This is a genomic window from Intestinimonas massiliensis (ex Afouda et al. 2020), assembly GCF_001244995.1.
Lineage (GTDB): Bacteria > Bacillota > Clostridia > Oscillospirales > Oscillospiraceae > Intestinimonas > Intestinimonas massiliensis.
Genome location: NZ_LN869528.1, coordinates 664,479 through 680,425 on the forward strand (window position 1 = coordinate 664,479; position 15,947 = coordinate 680,425).

Annotated in this window: 16 protein-coding genes; 6 read left to right on the forward strand and 10 right to left on the reverse strand. The window is 66.6% G+C overall.

Translation table 11 applies throughout. The annotated features are described in order from the left end of the window. Positions 1 to 38: 38 nt before the first annotated feature. The 10 genes from BN2154_RS03380 to BN2154_RS03425 all read right to left on the reverse strand — a co-directional run bounded on the left by BN2154_RS03380 (position 39) and on the right by BN2154_RS03425 (position 10,845). Positions 39 to 932, reverse strand: a complete 894-nt coding sequence (locus tag BN2154_RS03380; RefSeq protein WP_050617431.1) for an MBL fold metallo-hydrolase — start codon at positions 930 to 932, stop codon at positions 39 to 41. Continuing rightward, on the reverse strand, positions 923 to 1,963 hold the full coding sequence (gene mnmA / locus BN2154_RS03385; protein ID WP_050617432.1) for a tRNA 2-thiouridine(34) synthase MnmA: 1,041 nt from the start codon (positions 1,961 to 1,963) through the stop codon (positions 923 to 925). Before mnmA ends, BN2154_RS03380 begins: the two co-directional genes overlap by 10 nt. A 3-nt stretch (positions 1,964 to 1,966) precedes the next feature. Next, positions 1,967 to 2,293, reverse strand: a complete 327-nt coding sequence (locus BN2154_RS03390; RefSeq protein WP_050617433.1) for a hypothetical protein — start codon at positions 2,291 to 2,293, stop codon at positions 1,967 to 1,969. Between the two features lie 116 nt (positions 2,294 to 2,409). Beyond that, positions 2,410 to 4,278: a tRNA uridine-5-carboxymethylaminomethyl(34) synthesis enzyme MnmG gene (gene mnmG / locus BN2154_RS03395; protein ID WP_050617613.1), complete on the reverse strand. Its 1,869-nt coding sequence runs from the start codon at positions 4,276 to 4,278 to the stop codon at positions 2,410 to 2,412. Positions 4,279 to 4,354: 76 nt separating this feature from the next. Next, positions 4,355 to 6,121, reverse strand: coding sequence for a DEAD/DEAH box helicase (locus BN2154_RS03400; protein WP_050617434.1), 1,767 nt, complete (start codon positions 6,119 to 6,121; stop codon positions 4,355 to 4,357). Positions 6,122 to 6,154: 33 nt separating this feature from the next. Further along, positions 6,155 to 6,679 carry a shikimate kinase gene (locus tag BN2154_RS03405; protein WP_050617435.1) on the reverse strand — a complete coding sequence of 175 codons (525 nt, stop codon included), beginning with the start codon at positions 6,677 to 6,679 and terminating at the stop codon, positions 6,155 to 6,157. A gap of 159 nt (positions 6,680 to 6,838) precedes the next feature. Then, on the reverse strand, positions 6,839 to 7,549 hold the full coding sequence (locus tag BN2154_RS03410) for a putative ABC transporter permease (RefSeq protein WP_050617436.1): 711 nt from the start codon (positions 7,547 to 7,549) through the stop codon (positions 6,839 to 6,841). A 310-nt stretch (positions 7,550 to 7,859) separates the two neighbouring features. Beyond that, positions 7,860 to 9,272 (reverse strand): MATE family efflux transporter, encoded by a 1,413-nt coding sequence (locus BN2154_RS03415; RefSeq protein ID WP_050617437.1) that lies wholly within the window; start codon positions 9,270 to 9,272, stop codon positions 7,860 to 7,862. 25 nt (positions 9,273 to 9,297) lie between these two features. Continuing rightward, the gene (locus BN2154_RS03420) at positions 9,298 to 9,885 is read right to left on the reverse strand and encodes an HD domain-containing protein (protein WP_050617438.1); all 588 of its coding nucleotides are present in this window, start codon (positions 9,883 to 9,885) and stop codon (positions 9,298 to 9,300) included. Between the two features lie 36 nt (positions 9,886 to 9,921). Beyond that, entirely contained in the window at positions 9,922 to 10,845 is a 924-nt protein-coding gene (locus BN2154_RS03425) for an AEC family transporter (protein ID WP_050617439.1), read from the reverse strand. A gap of 167 nt (positions 10,846 to 11,012) precedes the next feature. Here BN2154_RS03425 and BN2154_RS03430 point away from each other — a divergent pair, with 167 nt between their 5' ends. The 6 genes from BN2154_RS03430 to BN2154_RS03455 are packed head-to-tail and all read left to right on the forward strand — an operon-like array spanning position 11,013 to position 15,930. Next, positions 11,013 to 12,767 carry an ABC transporter ATP-binding protein gene (locus BN2154_RS03430; protein WP_050617440.1) on the forward strand — a complete coding sequence of 585 codons (1,755 nt, stop codon included), beginning with the start codon at positions 11,013 to 11,015 and terminating at the stop codon, positions 12,765 to 12,767. Between the two features lie 28 nt (positions 12,768 to 12,795). Next, entirely contained in the window at positions 12,796 to 13,287 is a 492-nt protein-coding gene (gene ybaK, locus BN2154_RS03435) for a Cys-tRNA(Pro) deacylase (RefSeq protein WP_050617441.1), read from the forward strand. Next, positions 13,284 to 14,081 carry a YlmH family RNA-binding protein gene (locus tag BN2154_RS03440; RefSeq protein WP_050617442.1) on the forward strand — a complete coding sequence of 266 codons (798 nt, stop codon included), beginning with the start codon at positions 13,284 to 13,286 and terminating at the stop codon, positions 14,079 to 14,081. Before ybaK ends, BN2154_RS03440 begins: the two co-directional genes overlap by 4 nt. A gap of 18 nt (positions 14,082 to 14,099) precedes the next feature. Beyond that, positions 14,100 to 14,309, forward strand: a complete 210-nt coding sequence (locus BN2154_RS03445) for a DUF896 domain-containing protein (protein ID WP_050617443.1) — start codon at positions 14,100 to 14,102, stop codon at positions 14,307 to 14,309. 4 nt (positions 14,310 to 14,313) lie between these two features. Further along, positions 14,314 to 15,147: an MBL fold metallo-hydrolase gene (locus tag BN2154_RS03450; protein WP_050617444.1), complete on the forward strand. Its 834-nt coding sequence runs from the start codon at positions 14,314 to 14,316 to the stop codon at positions 15,145 to 15,147. A 21-nt stretch (positions 15,148 to 15,168) separates the two neighbouring features. Further along, the gene (locus tag BN2154_RS03455; protein ID WP_050617445.1) at positions 15,169 to 15,930 is read left to right on the forward strand and encodes an MBL fold metallo-hydrolase; all 762 of its coding nucleotides are present in this window, start codon (positions 15,169 to 15,171) and stop codon (positions 15,928 to 15,930) included. Positions 15,931 to 15,947: the final 17 nt, after the last annotated feature.

Consider the following 15,947-nt stretch of genomic DNA (forward strand, 5'->3'; position numbering starts at 1 on the left):
GGGCCGTGGAGATTCTCCACGGCCCCGCTTTTCTTCCTTTATCTGCGCACAAAGCGGCGCATCCCTCGGTCCACCACCACGTCCAGCCGGCCGGTGTCCCGGAGATATTCCACAAAGCACTGCACGCTGCGGGCATACCGGGCGGCCTTCATCTCACTGTGGGTCAGCAGCTTTTTCCGCTCCACCACGGCGGCCACCAGCTCCCCCAGGGTCAGGGGCGTCCGCAGCAGCTCCAGCATCTCCCCGCCCACCCGGTCCAGCAGGGCCAGATTCCCCGCCGCCACCGAAGCCGGGTCTCGGAACACCGCCCGGTGGGCCGCGATGCAGCAGGCGCAGCCGCCCGCCGCATCCCGCAGCTTTTCCATGCTGGCCCGGGCGACGGCATGGACGTAGTGATAGGGCAGCCGGGCGGTCTCCAGCGCCGGACCGGCCAGCATCAGGTCGGCGGTGTAGCACACTCCGTCCGGAGTGATGGTGCAGATGTGGTCGGGGGTGTGGCCGGGGGCGTGGAGCACCCGGAAGGGGACCCCCAGAAACTCCGCCGTACCGTCCTCCGGCCCCACGGTCTCATCCGCCCGGCACACCATGCCGCCGCAGTCCTCCATCAGGCCCTCCAGGGACAGGGAGGCGTACACCTGCTTGCACATGAGGGGGGTGGAGGCAATGACGGCCTCCCCCTCGGGCAGACAGATGCGGGTGCCGTAGCGCTCCCGCAGCCACCCGTTGTTCACCGAGTGGTCCCGGTGGGTGTGGGAGCCGAATACCCCCACCGGCGTCAGCCCCGCCCGGTCCAGCGCGGCGGAGAGCGCCTCCCGCTCGCTCTCCAGGCCGCTGTCCAGCAGGATGCAGCGACCGCCCTCCAGGCGGTAGAGGGGGATCAGCTCGGCGGCGGCCAGATACCAGGTGTCGCCTTTGGCCTGTATCAGCTCCATGTGTCCCCGTCCTCCTTTTCGATCCAGGCCGAGCCCACCACGATGTCCTCCTGATAGAAGACCGCAAGCTGCCCCGGCGTGGGGGCCCGGGCGGGGACGGCCAGCTCCAGGGCCACTCCGTCCTTCCAGGGGTGCAGCCGGGCGGGGGTCTCGGCCCGGGAGTGGCGCAGCCGGACCGTCACCTCCATGGGGGCCTCCAGTCCAGGAATGGAGATCCAGTTGGGGTGGGTGCAGAACACCCGCCGGGCCGACAGATCGGACCCGTCGGACAGGGTGACGGTGTTGCGCGCCGGGTCGATGTCCGAGACGAAATAGCGGTGGGGACCGGAGATTCCCAGACCCCGCCCCTGGCCCAGGGTATAGTGGTGGATGCCCTTATGGCGGCCCAGAACACGGCCCTCCCGGTCCACAAAGTCGCCGGGCGGCGGAGTCTGGGCCCGGGCGTCCAGCCAGGCGGCGTAGTTCCCGCCGGGGATAAAGCAGATCTCCATGCTGTCCGGCTTATGGGCCACGGGCACCCCCCGCTGGGCCGCCAGGGCCCGGACCTGTACTTTTTCATACCCCCCCAAAGGGAACACGGTCCGGCGCAGGATGCTCTGGGTCAGACGTCCCAGCATGTAGGACTGGTCGTTGGCGGGCTGGCCCTTGCGCAGAAGAATGCGGCCCTCGGGCCCCTGGGTCACCCGGGCGTAGTGGCCGGTGGCCACATAGCCGCCCCCCAGCTCCTCGGCCTTCTGCAGCAGAGCGGGGAACTTCACCAGGGGATTGCACCGGGCGCAGGGCAAGGGGGTGCGGCCCGCCAGATAATCCTCCACAAAGGGCTGGCAGACGAAGTGCTCCAATTCCCTGCGGATGTCCTTTTTTTCAAAGGGCAGCCCCAGCCAGTCGGCCATGGCGGCCGCGTCCTCGCCGCCTCCCAGGCCGATGTCCAGCCAGAGGCAGTAGACCTGATAGCTCTCCCGCAGAAGCAGAGCCGATACGGCGGAGTCCACCCCGCCGGAGAGTCCCAGTACCAAATGCGGCTTCTTCATAGATCAACCTCGCTTCTTCAGCTTGTCCGCGCCTTCGGCGCGCTCCGTTTTCCACGGGGCCCCCGGCGTCAGCCCCGCTCCAGATAGATCATCAGCGCCGCCATGTCCGCCGGGCTGATCCCCCATGAAACCCTGTTTCATGGGGCCCCTCTCTTTTATCGCTCGGGCCAAGTAAATTGGCCCTGCGCCAAGGTTTTGCTCCACAAAACGCTTGTCCGCGCCTTCGGCGCGCCCCGTTTTCCACGGGGCCCCCGGCGTCAGCCCCGCTCCAGATAGATCATCAGCGCCGCCATATCCGCCGGGCTGATCCCCCATGAAACCCTGTTTCATGGGGCCCCCTCTCTTTTATCGCTCGGGCCAAGTAAATTGGCCCTGCGCCAAGGTTTTGCTCCGCAAAACGCTTGTCCGCGCCTTCGGCGCGCCCCGTTTTCCACGGGGCCCCGGCGTCAGCCCCGCTCCAGATAGATCATCAGCGCCGCCATGTCCGCCGGGCTGACGCCGGAAATGCGGCTGGCCTGTCCCAGGTTCAGCGGACGGATCTGATCCAGCTTCTGCCGGGCCTCCAGCCGGAGCGCCGGAATGGCCAGATAATCCAGGTCCGGCGGGAGCGGGTGGCGCTCCATCTTCCGCATCTCCTCCACCTGGCGCCGCTGCCGGGCAATGTACCCCTCGTACTTGAGGGCAATCTCCACCTGCTCGGCCACGGCGGCGGGCAGGTCGGGGCGCTCCGGGTCAAAGGGGGCCAAATCGCCGTACCCCACCCGGGGCCGCCGCAGCAGGTCGGCCAGCCGGGCCCCGCTTTTGGCGGGGGGCTCCCCCTTGCCCTCCAGCATCGCATCCAGGACCGGGGAGGGGGGCGCGCCTCGGCTCTCCAGCCGCTTGATCTCCCGGTCCACCGCAGCGTATTTGGCCTTCACCCGCTCATATCGCTCGTCGCTGACCAGACCGGCGGCGTGACCGATAGGGCACAGCCGCTGGTCGGCGTTGTCCTGCCGGTGGAGCAGCCGGTACTCTGTCCGCGAGGTCATCATGCGGTAGGGTTCGTTGGTGCCCTTGGTCACCAGGTCGTCGATCAGCACCCCGATGTACCCCTGGTCCCGGCCAATGACCATAGGCGGCCGGCCCAGCAGCTTCAGGGCAGCGTTCACCCCCGCCACAAAGCCCTGGACAGCGGCCTCCTCATAGCCGGAGGAGCCGTTGAATTGCCCCGCCCCGTAGAGTCCGGGGACCCTGATGTGCTCCAGGGTGGGGTAGAGCTCGGTGGGGTCCACGCAGTCGTACTCGATGGCGTAGGCCGACCGGGTCATCTCGGCTCTCTCCAGTCCGGCGACGGTGTGGAGCATCTCCACCTGCACATCCTCGGGCAGGGAGGAGGAGAAGCCCTGGATGTAGAGCTCCTCGGTGTCCAGCCCCATGGGCTCGATGAAGAGCTGGTGCCGGGGCTTGTCGGCGAAGCGGACCACCTTGTCCTCGATGGAGGGGCAGTACCGGGGCCCCACCCCCTCGATGACACCGGAGAAGAGGGGGGAGCGGTCCAGGTTGGCCCGGATCACGGCGTGGGTGCGCTGGTTGGTGTAGGTCAGGTAGCACACCGCCCGGTTTTGTGGAACCTCCCGGGTCTCGAAAGAGAAAGGGACCACCGTCTCGTCGCCGGGCTGGACCTCCATTTTGGAAAAATCCACGCTCCGGGCGTTGACCCGGGGAGGCGTTCCGGTCTTGAACCGGCGCAGGCCCAGCCCCAGCCGCAGCAGGCTCTGGGTCAGCGGCAGGGCGGCGGCCAGGCCGTCGGGCCCGGAATCCCGGGTCACGTCGCCCACGATGGTCCGCCCACCCAGATAGGTACCGGTACACACCACGGCGGCCCGGACCTGGTACACCGCTCCGGCGGCGGTACGCACCCGGTCCACCGCACCGGACTCGTCGGTGAAGAGGTCGGTGACCTCGGCCTGCTTCACCCACAGGTTTTCCTGCAATTCCAGGGTGTGCTTCATGATCTTCTGGTACTCCCGCCGGTCGGCCTGGGCCCGCAGGGACCAGACGGCGGGGCCCTTGCCCCGGTTCAGGGTACGATACTGGATGCAGGCCCGGTCCGCCGCCCGGGCCATCTCGCCGCCCAGGGCGTCCAGCTCCCGGACCAGATGGCCCTTTCCGGTGCCGCCGATGGCGGGATTGCAGGGCATGTTACCCACCGCGTCCAGGTTGACAGTGAAGCACACCGTTTTCAGTCCCAGCCGGGCGGCGGCCAGGGCGGCCTCGATGCCCGCGTGCCCTGCCCCGATGACGGCGATATCATAGCTTCCAGCGTTGTAGTCCATGGTTCTCACCCAGTCAAATTTCATAATCGGAGACAGCGGGCCGCACCGTGCCGCCCGCCGTCTTCGTGCTTCTTTCTCAGTCGTCGTTCAGATAATAGGGCTTCATCAGGCTGGGCTGCTCCGTAGAGTCCTTCACGCTGCTGCTCCGCGTGGGCATGACCGGCCCCGCCCGGTGACCACGACCCCGGTCGTGGCGTTTTTTCACCGCCTGAACGGGTGCGGGGACGGCGCTCTTGCCCTCCTCCCGCCGTTTGCCCCGGCCCCCCTGCGCGGGGCGCTCCTGGGGTTCTGCCGCCGGTCCGGCGGCGGACTTGTTCTTTTTCCTGGCCCGCCTTTCCGGCGCGGGGGCCTCCGGTCGTTGGGAGAACATCCGCGGCCGGGGGGCCAGCAGACGGGCGGTGGCGTCCATGATGCGGTCCTCTCCCAAGGGGTCCGGGCGGTTGAAATCACCGTAATCGGCCTCCACCGGCCCCGCCGAGCGCTCCGGCAGGACGGCGTCCAGCCGTCCGGCCCGCTCGCCCTCCGCCTTCTGCCAGTTGGGCTTCCGCTTTTTTCTGGCCGGCGTGGGCGCGGCGGCTTCCGGTGCCGGGACCGGCTGCGCCCGCTTTTGGGCCGCATCCCGCAGCGCCTTGCGTTCCCGGGCGGCGGCGCGGGCCTCGGCGTCGTCGGCGTTGACCGTCCGCCCCTTGGCGTCCCTGGGCGCCTCAAAGACCTCCATGGGCCAGGGGTGCCCCTCCACCACCGGCAGCTTTTTGCCAATCAGCTTCTCGATGCCTTTCCGATACTCCCGCTCGGCAAAGTCGCAGAAGGAGATGGCCGTGCCGCCGTGGCCCGCCCGGCCGGTGCGGCCGATGCGGTGGACATAGGTCTCCGGCACCTCGGGCAGGTTGTAGTTAAACACGTGGGACAGCTCCTCAATGTCGATGCCCCGGGCGGCGATATCGGTGGCCACCAGGCACTGCACCTTCCCGGCCTTGAAGTCGGCCAGGGCCTGCTGCCGGGCGGTCTGGGACTTGTTGCCGTGGATGGCGGCGGCAGTGATGCCGCTCTTCACCAGGTCGGAGGCCACCTTGTTGGCCCCGTGCTTGGTGCGGGTGAACACCAGGGCGTTTTTCACCCCCAGCTCCCGCACCAGATGGGAGAGCAGCTTGGTCTTGTTGCCCTTGTCCACAAAATAGAGGCTCTGCCGGATGACCTCCACCGGAGAGGACACCGGGTCCACCGCCACCTTCACCGGGTCGCGGAGCAGGGCGTTGACCAGCTCCATCACCTCGGGGGGCATGGTGGCGGAGAAGAAGAGGGTCTGCTTTTTTGCCGGCAGCAGCTTAAGCACCCGGCGCACGTCGTGGATAAAGCCCATGTCCAGCATCCGGTCGGCCTCGTCCAGCACGAAGATTTCCACCCGGCCCAGGTCCAGCAGGCCCTGGCCCTGGAGGTCCAGCAGGCGACCGGGGGTGGCAACCAGGATATCCAGGCCCTTTTTGATCTGGTCCACCTGGGGCTGCTGTCCCACGCCGCCGAAGATAACGGCGGAGCGCAGGGGCAGGTTCTTGCCGTAGGCTTCGAAGCACTCCTGGATCTGGAGGGCCAGCTCCCGGGTGGGGGTGAGGATGAGGGCGCGGATATACCGGGGCCCCACCACCACGTCGGCGTGGAGCCGCTGGAGGATAGGGGCGGCGAAGGCGCAGGTCTTGCCCGTGCCGGTTTGGGCGCAGCCCAGCACGTCCCGGCCCTTGAGGGCGGGGGGGATGGCCTGGCGCTGGATGGGGGTGGGCTCGGCGTAGCCCTGGGCCGTCAATGCCTTGAGGATCGGGGCGATCAGCCCCAGCTCATTGAATTTCATGGGATTCTTCCTTTACGTTCGTAGTTGCCATGTTCAGGGGGTCGGCAAGGGCCCCGTTTCGCCCTTCCCCAGTGCCCGCAGCACCGCGGAGACCGACTCCTCCAGGGTCTGCCCCGCCGTGTCCACGGTCAGGTCGGCGCAGCCCTCGTACAGGGGGGTACGATAGGCGTAGAGGTCGGCCAGAGTCTGGCCGGGGGCCATGGCGATACCCCGGCTGCCGATGTTGTTCAGACGCCGCTCCACCTCGTCCAGAGGCAGACGTAGATACACTACCCGGCCCAGCTCCCGCAGGCGCTCCACCGCCCGCGTCCGGTACACCGCGCTCCCCCCGGTGGCGATGACGGTGCATCGGCAGGAGACGGCGCACACGGCGTCCGCCTCGGCCTCCAGAAAGGCCTCCTGGCCCCTGGCATCCAGGAGCTGCTGGAGGAGGGCCCCCTCCCGGGCCTGGATGACCAGGTCGGTGTCCAGAAAGGCATAGCCCAGGGTCTTGGCCAGCAGCACTCCCACGGTGCTCTTGCCCGCCCCCGGCATGCCGACGAGAATGATGTTGTCCACAGCTTTCCATCCTTAGTCTGCGCAGCGGCGCTGATATCAATCGGAATATTATATCAAAAAAATGGCGCCGAGGCAATGGTTTTGCCTCAGCGCCTTGTGATGGGGCGGCTTTGTACCATATGGAAGGCAAATGAGCCGGATTTGAGTGGAAAATGGGGCTTACCGATCCTCCGGCGTCCCCACATACACCATGCTGGAAAAACAGCGGTGCAGGGTCTCGTCGGGGAAGTAGCGGTCCAGAAGCCGCTCGGCGCCGCTGGAGGGGGGCAGGTCCCGCTGCCGCTCATCCATCCGACCCAGGGCGGCGGCGGTGAGAGCGATGTTGGCCGCCATAAACACAGCCAGCACCCGGGTGAGGGGGCCGACCGTCCGGGCGGGAATGCGGTCGATCCAGCGCTGCAGCCAGGGGTAAATCCGCCGCACCCACACCAGGGCGGCCACCCCCCAGAGCAGGGAAAAGACCAGGCAGACCCGGCCATGGAGGTTGAAGGGCAGGTGGCTGTAATCCCAGAAGCAGGCGCCGAACAGCACCTCCTGGAGCCAGGAGCACAGGTATTCATACCCCGCCCCCACCAGGGCGCCGCCCAGCAGCACCCGCACTCCGCCCCGGCCCTGGAACCGCCGGAAGCACAGAGTAAACAGCACCGCCCCGAACCCCCACACCAGAGAAAAGGTGCCGAACAGGACGCCGCTGCGGTTCTGGAGCTCGCCCCGGGTGAGAAGCATGAACGCCGTCTCGATGTTGGCCCCCAGGAAGGAGGCAATGAAGAAGATCCAGAAGAGCCGGCGCAGGCTCACCCTCTGGCCCGGGCCGTCCGCCGGGCGCACGGCCTCCGCCGGCCGGCTCCGGTCCTCCGTCAGCGTTTCCACAGGTATCCCTCCCATCGTGTGGGAGTTATCCTATCACCGCCATCTGTAAACGGCATAAAGAACCCATTAAATTTTTCTTATATTTTCTCCGCTGCCCGGCCCTTTCGGCACGCATGAAAACGAGGCTTTGTCCCTACCGGGACAAAGCCTCTTATATTTGCCTCTGCCGGTCCCACGCTGCTCCCCATGGGGAGCAGGATGTTCACCCGCAGGGCGGACAGGTCCAGAATGCGGACCTACGGGGCCGGCACCCCCCGCCGAACCGGAACGGGGCGAGCGTGATCCGTTCGGCCATTTTGGGCCCGTCCCCTTACGCCGGGCCGCCTGAGAGCTCTCCGGTCCGTTTCTTCAGGATCCTGGGGAACTTCCACAGGAAGACCAGGCCGGTAACCGTGGCGGCGCAGATGTCCGCGATGGGCTCGGCCAGGTAGACGGAAAAGACCTCCCGGTCGGCCATGGCCGGGGGCAGCAGGGCGGGGAGGACCCGGGGCAGGAGATAGACCAGGGGGATGAGCAGCACGATCTTCCGCAGCAGGGCCAGGAAGAGGGAGACCCTGGCCTGTCCCAGGGCCACGAAGGTCTGCTGGCAGGAGAACTGCATCCCCAGCATGAACATGCCGCCGAAATAGATGTGCATGGCCCACTCGGTGGCCTGGACCAGCTCGGGCTTGTCGTTGAAGATGGCGATGAAGGCGCCGGGGAAGAGCTGTACCAGGGTAAAGCCCAGAATGCTCAGGCTCATACCGGCGGCAAACATCATCCGGAAGGTCCGCTTCACCCGGTCGGTATTGCCCGCCCCGTAGTTGTAGCCGATGATGGGCTGGGCCCCCTGGGACAGGCCCATGAAGGGCATGGTCAGCACCTGCATGACGGAGGAGGCGATGGTCATCGCCCCCACGAAGGTGTCGCTGCCGTAGTGCTTGAGGGAGGAGTTGAGGGCGATGTTGACCAGGCTCTCGGTGGACTGCATGATAAAGGGGGAGACGCCGATGGCCGCCACGGGGAGCAGGACCTTGGGGTCCAGGCGCAGGTGGCGGCGCTGGATCTTCAGCCGGGACTTTCTGCCGGTGAGGAAGGCCAGCACCCACACCGCCGACACCGCCTGGGACAGGATGGTGGCCAGGGCGGCGCCCTGCACCCCCAGGTCCAGTCCGAAGATGAAGATGGGGTCCAGCACGATGTTGCACACCGCGCCGATGACCACGGTGAGCATACTGGTGGTGGAAAAGCCCTGGGTGGTGATGAAGTTGTTCAGGCCCAGGGAGAGCTGCACGGCGATGGTGCCCCACAGATAGATTTTCAGGTAGCCGGAGGCGTAGCCGATGGTGTTCCCGCTGGCCCCGAAGGCGTAGAGCATGGGCTCCCGCAGGAGCTGGAACACCACCGTCACCACGATGGAGATGAGCACCAGCAGGGCGGTGCAGCCACCCAGGATGGCGTTGGCTCCCTCCTCATCCCCGGCCCCCATGCGGATGGCAGCTCTGGAGCCGCCCCCCATACCCGCCAGGGCGGACAGGGCGGAGATGAACATGAGCACGGGAAAGGCCACCCCCAGGCCGGTGAGCGCCAGGTCGCCCACCTCCTGGATGTGGCCGATGTACATTCGGTCCACGATGTTGTACAGGGCATTGACCAACTGGGCCGTGATGGCGGGCACCGCCAGCCGCAGCAGCAGGGGGCCCAGCGGGTCCTTTCCCAGATCGTTTTGGCGCTTGGGTTTCAAGGGATCGTCTCCTTTGCGCGGCGGGTCATACGCCGTCTTCGTTTTCGAGAAAGTACGTGGCCTCCATGTCGGCCACGCTGAGGGCGAAGGCCAGGGGATACTGCTGAAGGGCCTGCCCCACCAGCCGGCTATCCTCCGAGCCGGAGAAGCCCATGTGCCAGCGGATGGCCATGGCCTCGTCCCGCTTGAGCTTCAGAAAGCCGGAGATGATGTACACGCTCTTCTCCCCATGGCCGTAGGGCAGTGTATCCTCATAATAAAAGGTGGGCACCGCCGTCCATTTGCCGTCGGGCCCCTTCACGTTGCGGGAGCCCGACTTGTAGCACCCTATCTTGCACAGGTCGTGGAGCAGGGCGGCCACGGCCACCGACTCGGCGGGGTACTCCAGGCCATAGAGCTCCTGCACCCGCTCCCGGGCCAGGTACTCGGCCAGACAGTGGTAGACGTTGACGCTGTGCTCGCACAGGCCCCCGGCGTAGGCCCCGTGGAATCGGGCGGAGGCGGGCGCGGTAAAAAAGTCCGACTTGTTTTCCAGATAGTCCAGCAGGGCGTCGGCCCCCTCCCGGCGGATGTGGGCGGTGTAGAGGTCGATGAATTCTTCTTTGGCGGACATAGAGGTCCTCCTTCTGTCAGAGAATAGGCAGGGCCGTCAGATCCCGGTCAGCGTCCGGGCCAGCGTGGCAAAGACGGGCAGGGTGAGGATGCTCAAAAGGGTGGACAGGGTGACGGTCTGGGCCGACACCACCGTGTCCCGGCCGTAGGTCTGGGCCAGCATCCCGGTCACGCCGGCGGTGGGGGTGGCATTGAGGATGACGCAGGCGCAGAAGAGGATGGGGTCCACCTTCAGGGGGAGGAGGACCAGCAGGACGATGGCGGGGGCGGCCGCCAGCTTGTAGAGGGCGGAGCCGTAGAGGATGGGCCGGGTAAAGGTGCTTTTCAGGTCGGCCCGGGCCATTTGGGCCCCCACCACCATCATGGCCAGGGGGGTGTTCAGGTCGGAGACATAGCCGATGGCCTTGCTCACCGGGCCGGGGAACCGCCAGCCGGTGAGGAACAGGAACAGCCCCACCGCCAGCCCCACGGTGCCGGGGTTGATCAGGGTGGACTTCAGCGAGACCCTGCCCCCCATGATGCGCACGCCGTGGGTCCACTGGAACAGGTTGAACATGACGATGGCCAGCCCGCCGAATATGAGCGCCTCCTCCCCCAGGATGGCGGAGAGAAGGGGCAGGCCCATGAAGCCGGTGTTGCAGTACACCTGGCTGAAGCGCATGGGGCCCCGGATGTCCAGGGGCTGCTTCCGGTAGCACAACTGCCCCACGGCGATGTGGATGCCGTAGAACACGGCCATCACCGCCCCGCCCATCAGCAGGGTGCGGATCAGCTCGGCCGTCCGCTCCACCTGAAAGGACTGGATGATGGCGGAGGGGATGACGATATAGAGGACCAGGAAGGACAGCTCGCTGACGGCCTTTTCGGTCAGCTTCCCGATCCGCGCCAGCAGGAAGCCGATCCCCATCAGGAGGAAAAGGGTCAGGACCTGGCCCGCCACCAGGAGGAGACTTTCCAGCATACGATCCCGCCTTTCCGCGCGGGGCGAGCGCCCCATCTTGGATGATGAGATATTATAAGATGGTTTGGCCGAAAAGTAAAGCCCCGGGCCCCATCGGTTGACAAAGCCGCCGGTGGGGCGATATACTAAAAAACAGAAACATCTTTCCATTTGAAAGGAGGGTCTTCATGACCCCGGAACAGATGCGGAAAAGCGGCTATCTGCGCATCTTCGCCTCTTATTACAAGCCCCACCTGGCCATCTTCCTTCTGGATATGCTCTGCGCGCTGGGCATCTCGCTGGTGGATCTGGCCTTTCCTCTGGTCTCCCGGTACGCCATGCAGCACATGCTGCCCCAGCGGCTGTTCGGCCTGTTCTTCGCCGTGATGGTCGCCCTGCTGCTGGCCTACCTGCTCAAGGGGATCTTTTACTTCATCGTCACCTACTGGGGCCACCTGCTGGGGGTACGCATCGAGGCGGACATCCGCTCCGCCCTCTTCTCCCACATGCAGGATCTGTCCTTCTCCTTCTACGACAAGAACCGCACCGGTCCGCTCATGAGCCGGGTCACCACCGACCTGTTCGAGATCACCGAGCTGGCCCACCACGGCCCCGAGGACCTGTTCATCTCCACCGTCACCCTGGCGGGCGCCTTTCTGGTCATGCTCACCATCCGGTGGGAGCTGGCCCTGGTGGTCTTTGCCGTGGTGCCGTTGTTTCTCCTCTTCACCGTCCTCCAACGCCGGCGGATGATGCACGCCTCGGCGGAGGTCAAGCGGAAGATGGCCGGCATCAACGGGGAGCTGGAGTCCTCCATCTCCGGCATGCGCACCGCCAAGGCCTTCGCCAACGAGGCCACCGAGATCGACAAGTTCGAGCGGTCCAATTCCCGGTTCCGGGGGGCCAAGCGGGGCTATTACCGGGCCATGGCGGTGTACCAGTCCGGCCTGGAGTTCTGCATGGGCGTCATGTCGGTGCTGGTCATCGCCTTCGGCGGCTATCTGATGATGCAGGGCCGCATGGAGCTCATCGACCTGACCACCTTCTTCCTCTATATCGGCACCTTCATCACCCCCATCCGCAAGCTGTCCGCCTTTGTGGAGCAGTTTATGCAGGGCATGGCGGGCTTCAAGCGGTTCGTGGAGCTGATGCGGGTGGAGCCTGAGATTCAGGACGCCCCCGACGCCGCGGCGGTGGGCGACGTCAAGGGCGACATTCTGGTGGACGACGTGACCTTCCGCTACGAGCCGGAGGGCGAGCCCGTGCTGGACCACGTCACCCTCCACATAAAGCCCGGCGAGACGGTGGCGGTGGTGGGTCCCTCCGGCGGGGGCAAGTCCACCCTGTGCCAGCTCATCCCCCGATTCTACGACGTGACCGCCGGGCGCATCCTCATCGACGGGGTGGACGTGCGCACGGTGCAGCAGCACTCCCTGCGGGAGCACATCGGTATCGTCCAGCAGGACGTGTTCCTCTTCGCCGGCACCATCTACGACAACATCCGCTACGGCCGGCCCGACGCCACCGAGGCCGAGATCGTGGCCGCCGCCAGGAAGGCGGAGATCTACGACGACATTGTGGAGATGCCCGACGGCTTCCAGACCTATGTGGGGGAGCGGGGCGTCATGCTCTCCGGCGGGCAGAAGCAGCGGGTGTCCATCGCCCGCATCTTTCTGAAAAACCCCTCCATCCTCATTCTGGACGAGGCCACCTCCGCCCTGGACGCGGTGACCGAGTCCCGCATCCAGGGGGCCTTCGACGAGCTGGCCGTGGGCCGCACCACCCTCATCATCGCCCACCGCCTGTCCACCATCCGGTCGGCCGGCCGCATCCTGGTCATCGACGACAACCGCATCGTGGAGGAGGGCACCCACGCCGAGCTCATGGCCAAGGGCGGGGCGTACGCCAGGCTCTACAACGCCCAGAAGAGCACTGCGGTCTAACCATCCCCTCAGGCAAGGAGGAACCCATATGCGGGAAGAGAAAACCAACGTCATGCGCCTTCTGGAGCAGAAGAAGGTGCCCTATACCCCCCACCAGTACGCGCATAGCGAGGGGGAGGCGGTGGACGGGGCCACAGTGGCCGGTCTCGTCGGCAAGGACCCCGCCGCCGTGTTCAAGACCTTGGTGACCCGTGGGGCCGCCAAGGCCAACTATGTTTTTGTCATCCCCGTGCTGGCCGAGCTGGACCTGAAAAAGGCGGCCAAGGCGGTGGGGGAGAAGTCCATCGAGATGATCCCCGTCAAGGAACTCACCCCCCTCACCGGCTACATCCGGGGCGGCTGCTCTCCCCTGGGGATGAAAAAGCGGCTGAGGACCGTGCTGGATTCCTCCGCCCGGGCTCAGGCCGCCATCGTGGTCAGCGCCGGGAAGATTGGCTATCAGGTGGAGCTCTCCCCCCAGGACCTGGCCGGGCTGGCGGAGGCGGACTTCGCCCCGGTGACCAGAGACGCGGCCCTATGAACAAGACGGAACTGTTGAACAAGCTGGCCGCCGATGCCGACGAGCGGCTGGTGCTGGCCCGGGTGCTGGACAAGCTGGACCTGACCCGGAACCGGGGCATCCCCGCCCACACCTTTTTCCTCTCCCTGGCCGAGCGGACCGCGGCAGAGCGGCTCATCGCCGCCTCGGGTCGGCCCCGGCACCGATTCTGGGGCGGCTATGAGGAGGCCGAGCGCACCGTCTGCGCCTTCCTCCCCGACTGGCTGGAGGCGGAGGACTGGCGGGCCGGGCCGGACTGCCCCCTGCGGGCCCTGCGTCTGAGCGTCCCCACCGGCGCCGGGCTGACCCACCGGGACTTTCTGGGCTCCATTCTGGGCCTGGGCATCACGCGGGAGAAGGTGGGCGACCTGCTGGTGGGGGAGGGCGCCTGTCAGGTGATCGTGCTGGAGGAGGCGGAAAAGGTCCTGCTGACCCAGCTCGACCAGGTGGGCCGTCAGCGGGTCCGGGCGGTCCCCATGGCGCTGGACGAGCTGGTCCCCCCCGTCCGGCAGGTCAAGATCATCCGGGACACGGTGGCCACCCTGCGGCTGGATGCGGTGGCCTCCTCGGGCTTCTCCCTGGCCCGGTCCAAAATGGCCGACGCCATCTCCTCGGGGAAGGTGGCCCTCAACGGTCGGGAGTGCGTCAAGCCCGACCGGACCGTGGCGGAGGGGGACGTGATCACCTGCCGGGGCCTGGGCAAGTGCGTGCTGAAAGAGGTGTCCGGCCCCTCCAAGAAGGGCCGGACCATGATCGTGATCGAGCGCTACGTGTAGCGGAAAGGAGCCGGGAGCATGGAACAGGCAAAGATCGACCGCATCAACGCTTACGCCCGCCGGGTGAAGGCCGGGGAGGCCCTGACCCCGGCGGAGGAGGCCGACCGGGCCGCCCTGCGGGCGGAATACGTGGCCGCCGTCCGCAAGAGCCTGGAGCAGCAGTTGGACCGCACCCTCATCCAGGAACCGGACGGCACCCGGCACCGGCTGCCGAAGAAGGAGGAGTGAGCTCATGCGCGTCACCGTCCTGATCGAGAACACCGCCCCGGCGGGCCTGGCCTGCGAGCACGGCCTGTCCCTTCACATCGAGCACGGCGGTCGCCGCTGGCTGCTGGACGCGGGGGCCAGTCCCCGCCTGGTGGAAAACGCCGCCGCGCTGGAGGTGGATCTGGGGGCGGTGGACGCCGCCGTCCTCTCCCACGGCCATTTCGATCACGCCGGCGGCTTTTCGGCCTTTTTTGCCCGCAACGCCGCCGCGCCGCTCTACCTGCGCCCCCAGGCGCTGGAGCCCGGCTATGTCCGCACCCGGTCCGAGCCCCGGTACATCGGCGTGCCGGGGGAGCTGGCCGGGTACGCCCAGCGGCTGCGCTTCGTGGACGGGCCTCTGGAGGCCGCCCCCGGCGTGTGGCTGCTGCCCCACGACACCCCCGGCCTGGCCCGGCGGGGGAGGGCCGTGTCCATGTACCGGGAGACCGCCGTCGGGGCAGTGGACGACGACTTTTCCCATGAACAGAGCCTGATTTTTGTGACTGACGACGGGCTGGTGCTCTTTAGTAGCTGCTCCCACGCCGGGGCGGATACGGTGGTGGAGGAGGCGCGGCGTTTCTTCCCCGGCCGGCCCGTTCGGGCCTTCCTGGGCGGTTTTCACCTGATGGGCCACGGGGGCGTGACCACCCTGGGGGCGCCGCCCGCGGCGGTGGAGGCGCTGGGCCGCCGTCTTTTGGAGCTGGGCGTGGAGGAGGTCTGGACCGGCCACTGCACCGGCGCGCCGGCCTATGAGCTGCTGCGCCCGGTACTGGGGGAACGGCTCCACTCTCTGTCCTCCGGCGCCGTGCTGGAGCTGTAGCGAGAAAGGAGCCGCACACCCATGAAAGACTGGTTTACCCTGGACCAAATCGACCCAGATACCTCTATTCTCAGCGAGTACCGCCACTGGGAGGAGACCCACTGTTATCTGCTCAACGGCTCGGAGCGCAGCCTGCTTATCGACACCGGCCTGGGCATCTGCAATATTTATGACCAGGTGGTCCGACTGACGCAAAAGCCGGTCACCGCCGTAGCCACCCACATTCACTGGGACCATATCGGCGGCCACCGCTACTTTCCCGATTTCTACGCCCACGAAGCTGAACTGGACTGGCTCCACGGGGGCTTTCCTCTGTCGCCGGCGCAGATCCAGGACATGGTGGTGGATCGCTGCGATCTGCCGGAGGGCTACGACGTCCGCACCTACTCTCTCTTCCAGGGCACGCCTACCCGGGTGCTGCGGGACGGCGACCTTATTGATCTTGGCAACCGCCGCATCCAGGTACTTCACACGCCCGGGCACTCTCCAGGGCATATGTGCTTTTATGAGGCGGACCGGGGCTACCTCTTCACCGGCGACCTTGTCTACCTGGGCACCCTTTTCGCCTATTATCCCTCTACCGACCCGGAGGCCTACCTTCTCTCCCTGGAAAAGGTGGCCTCCTTGGACGTCAAGCGAGTCTTTCCCGGCCACCACAGTCTGGCGGTTGGCCCAGATATTCTGGTCCGGATGCGGGACGCCTTCCGGGAATTGAAATCCGAGGGCAGGCTCCATCACGGAAGCGGCACCTATGCTTATGGGGACTGGGCCGTCTGGCTGTAGCTCCCATCAGAAACAAG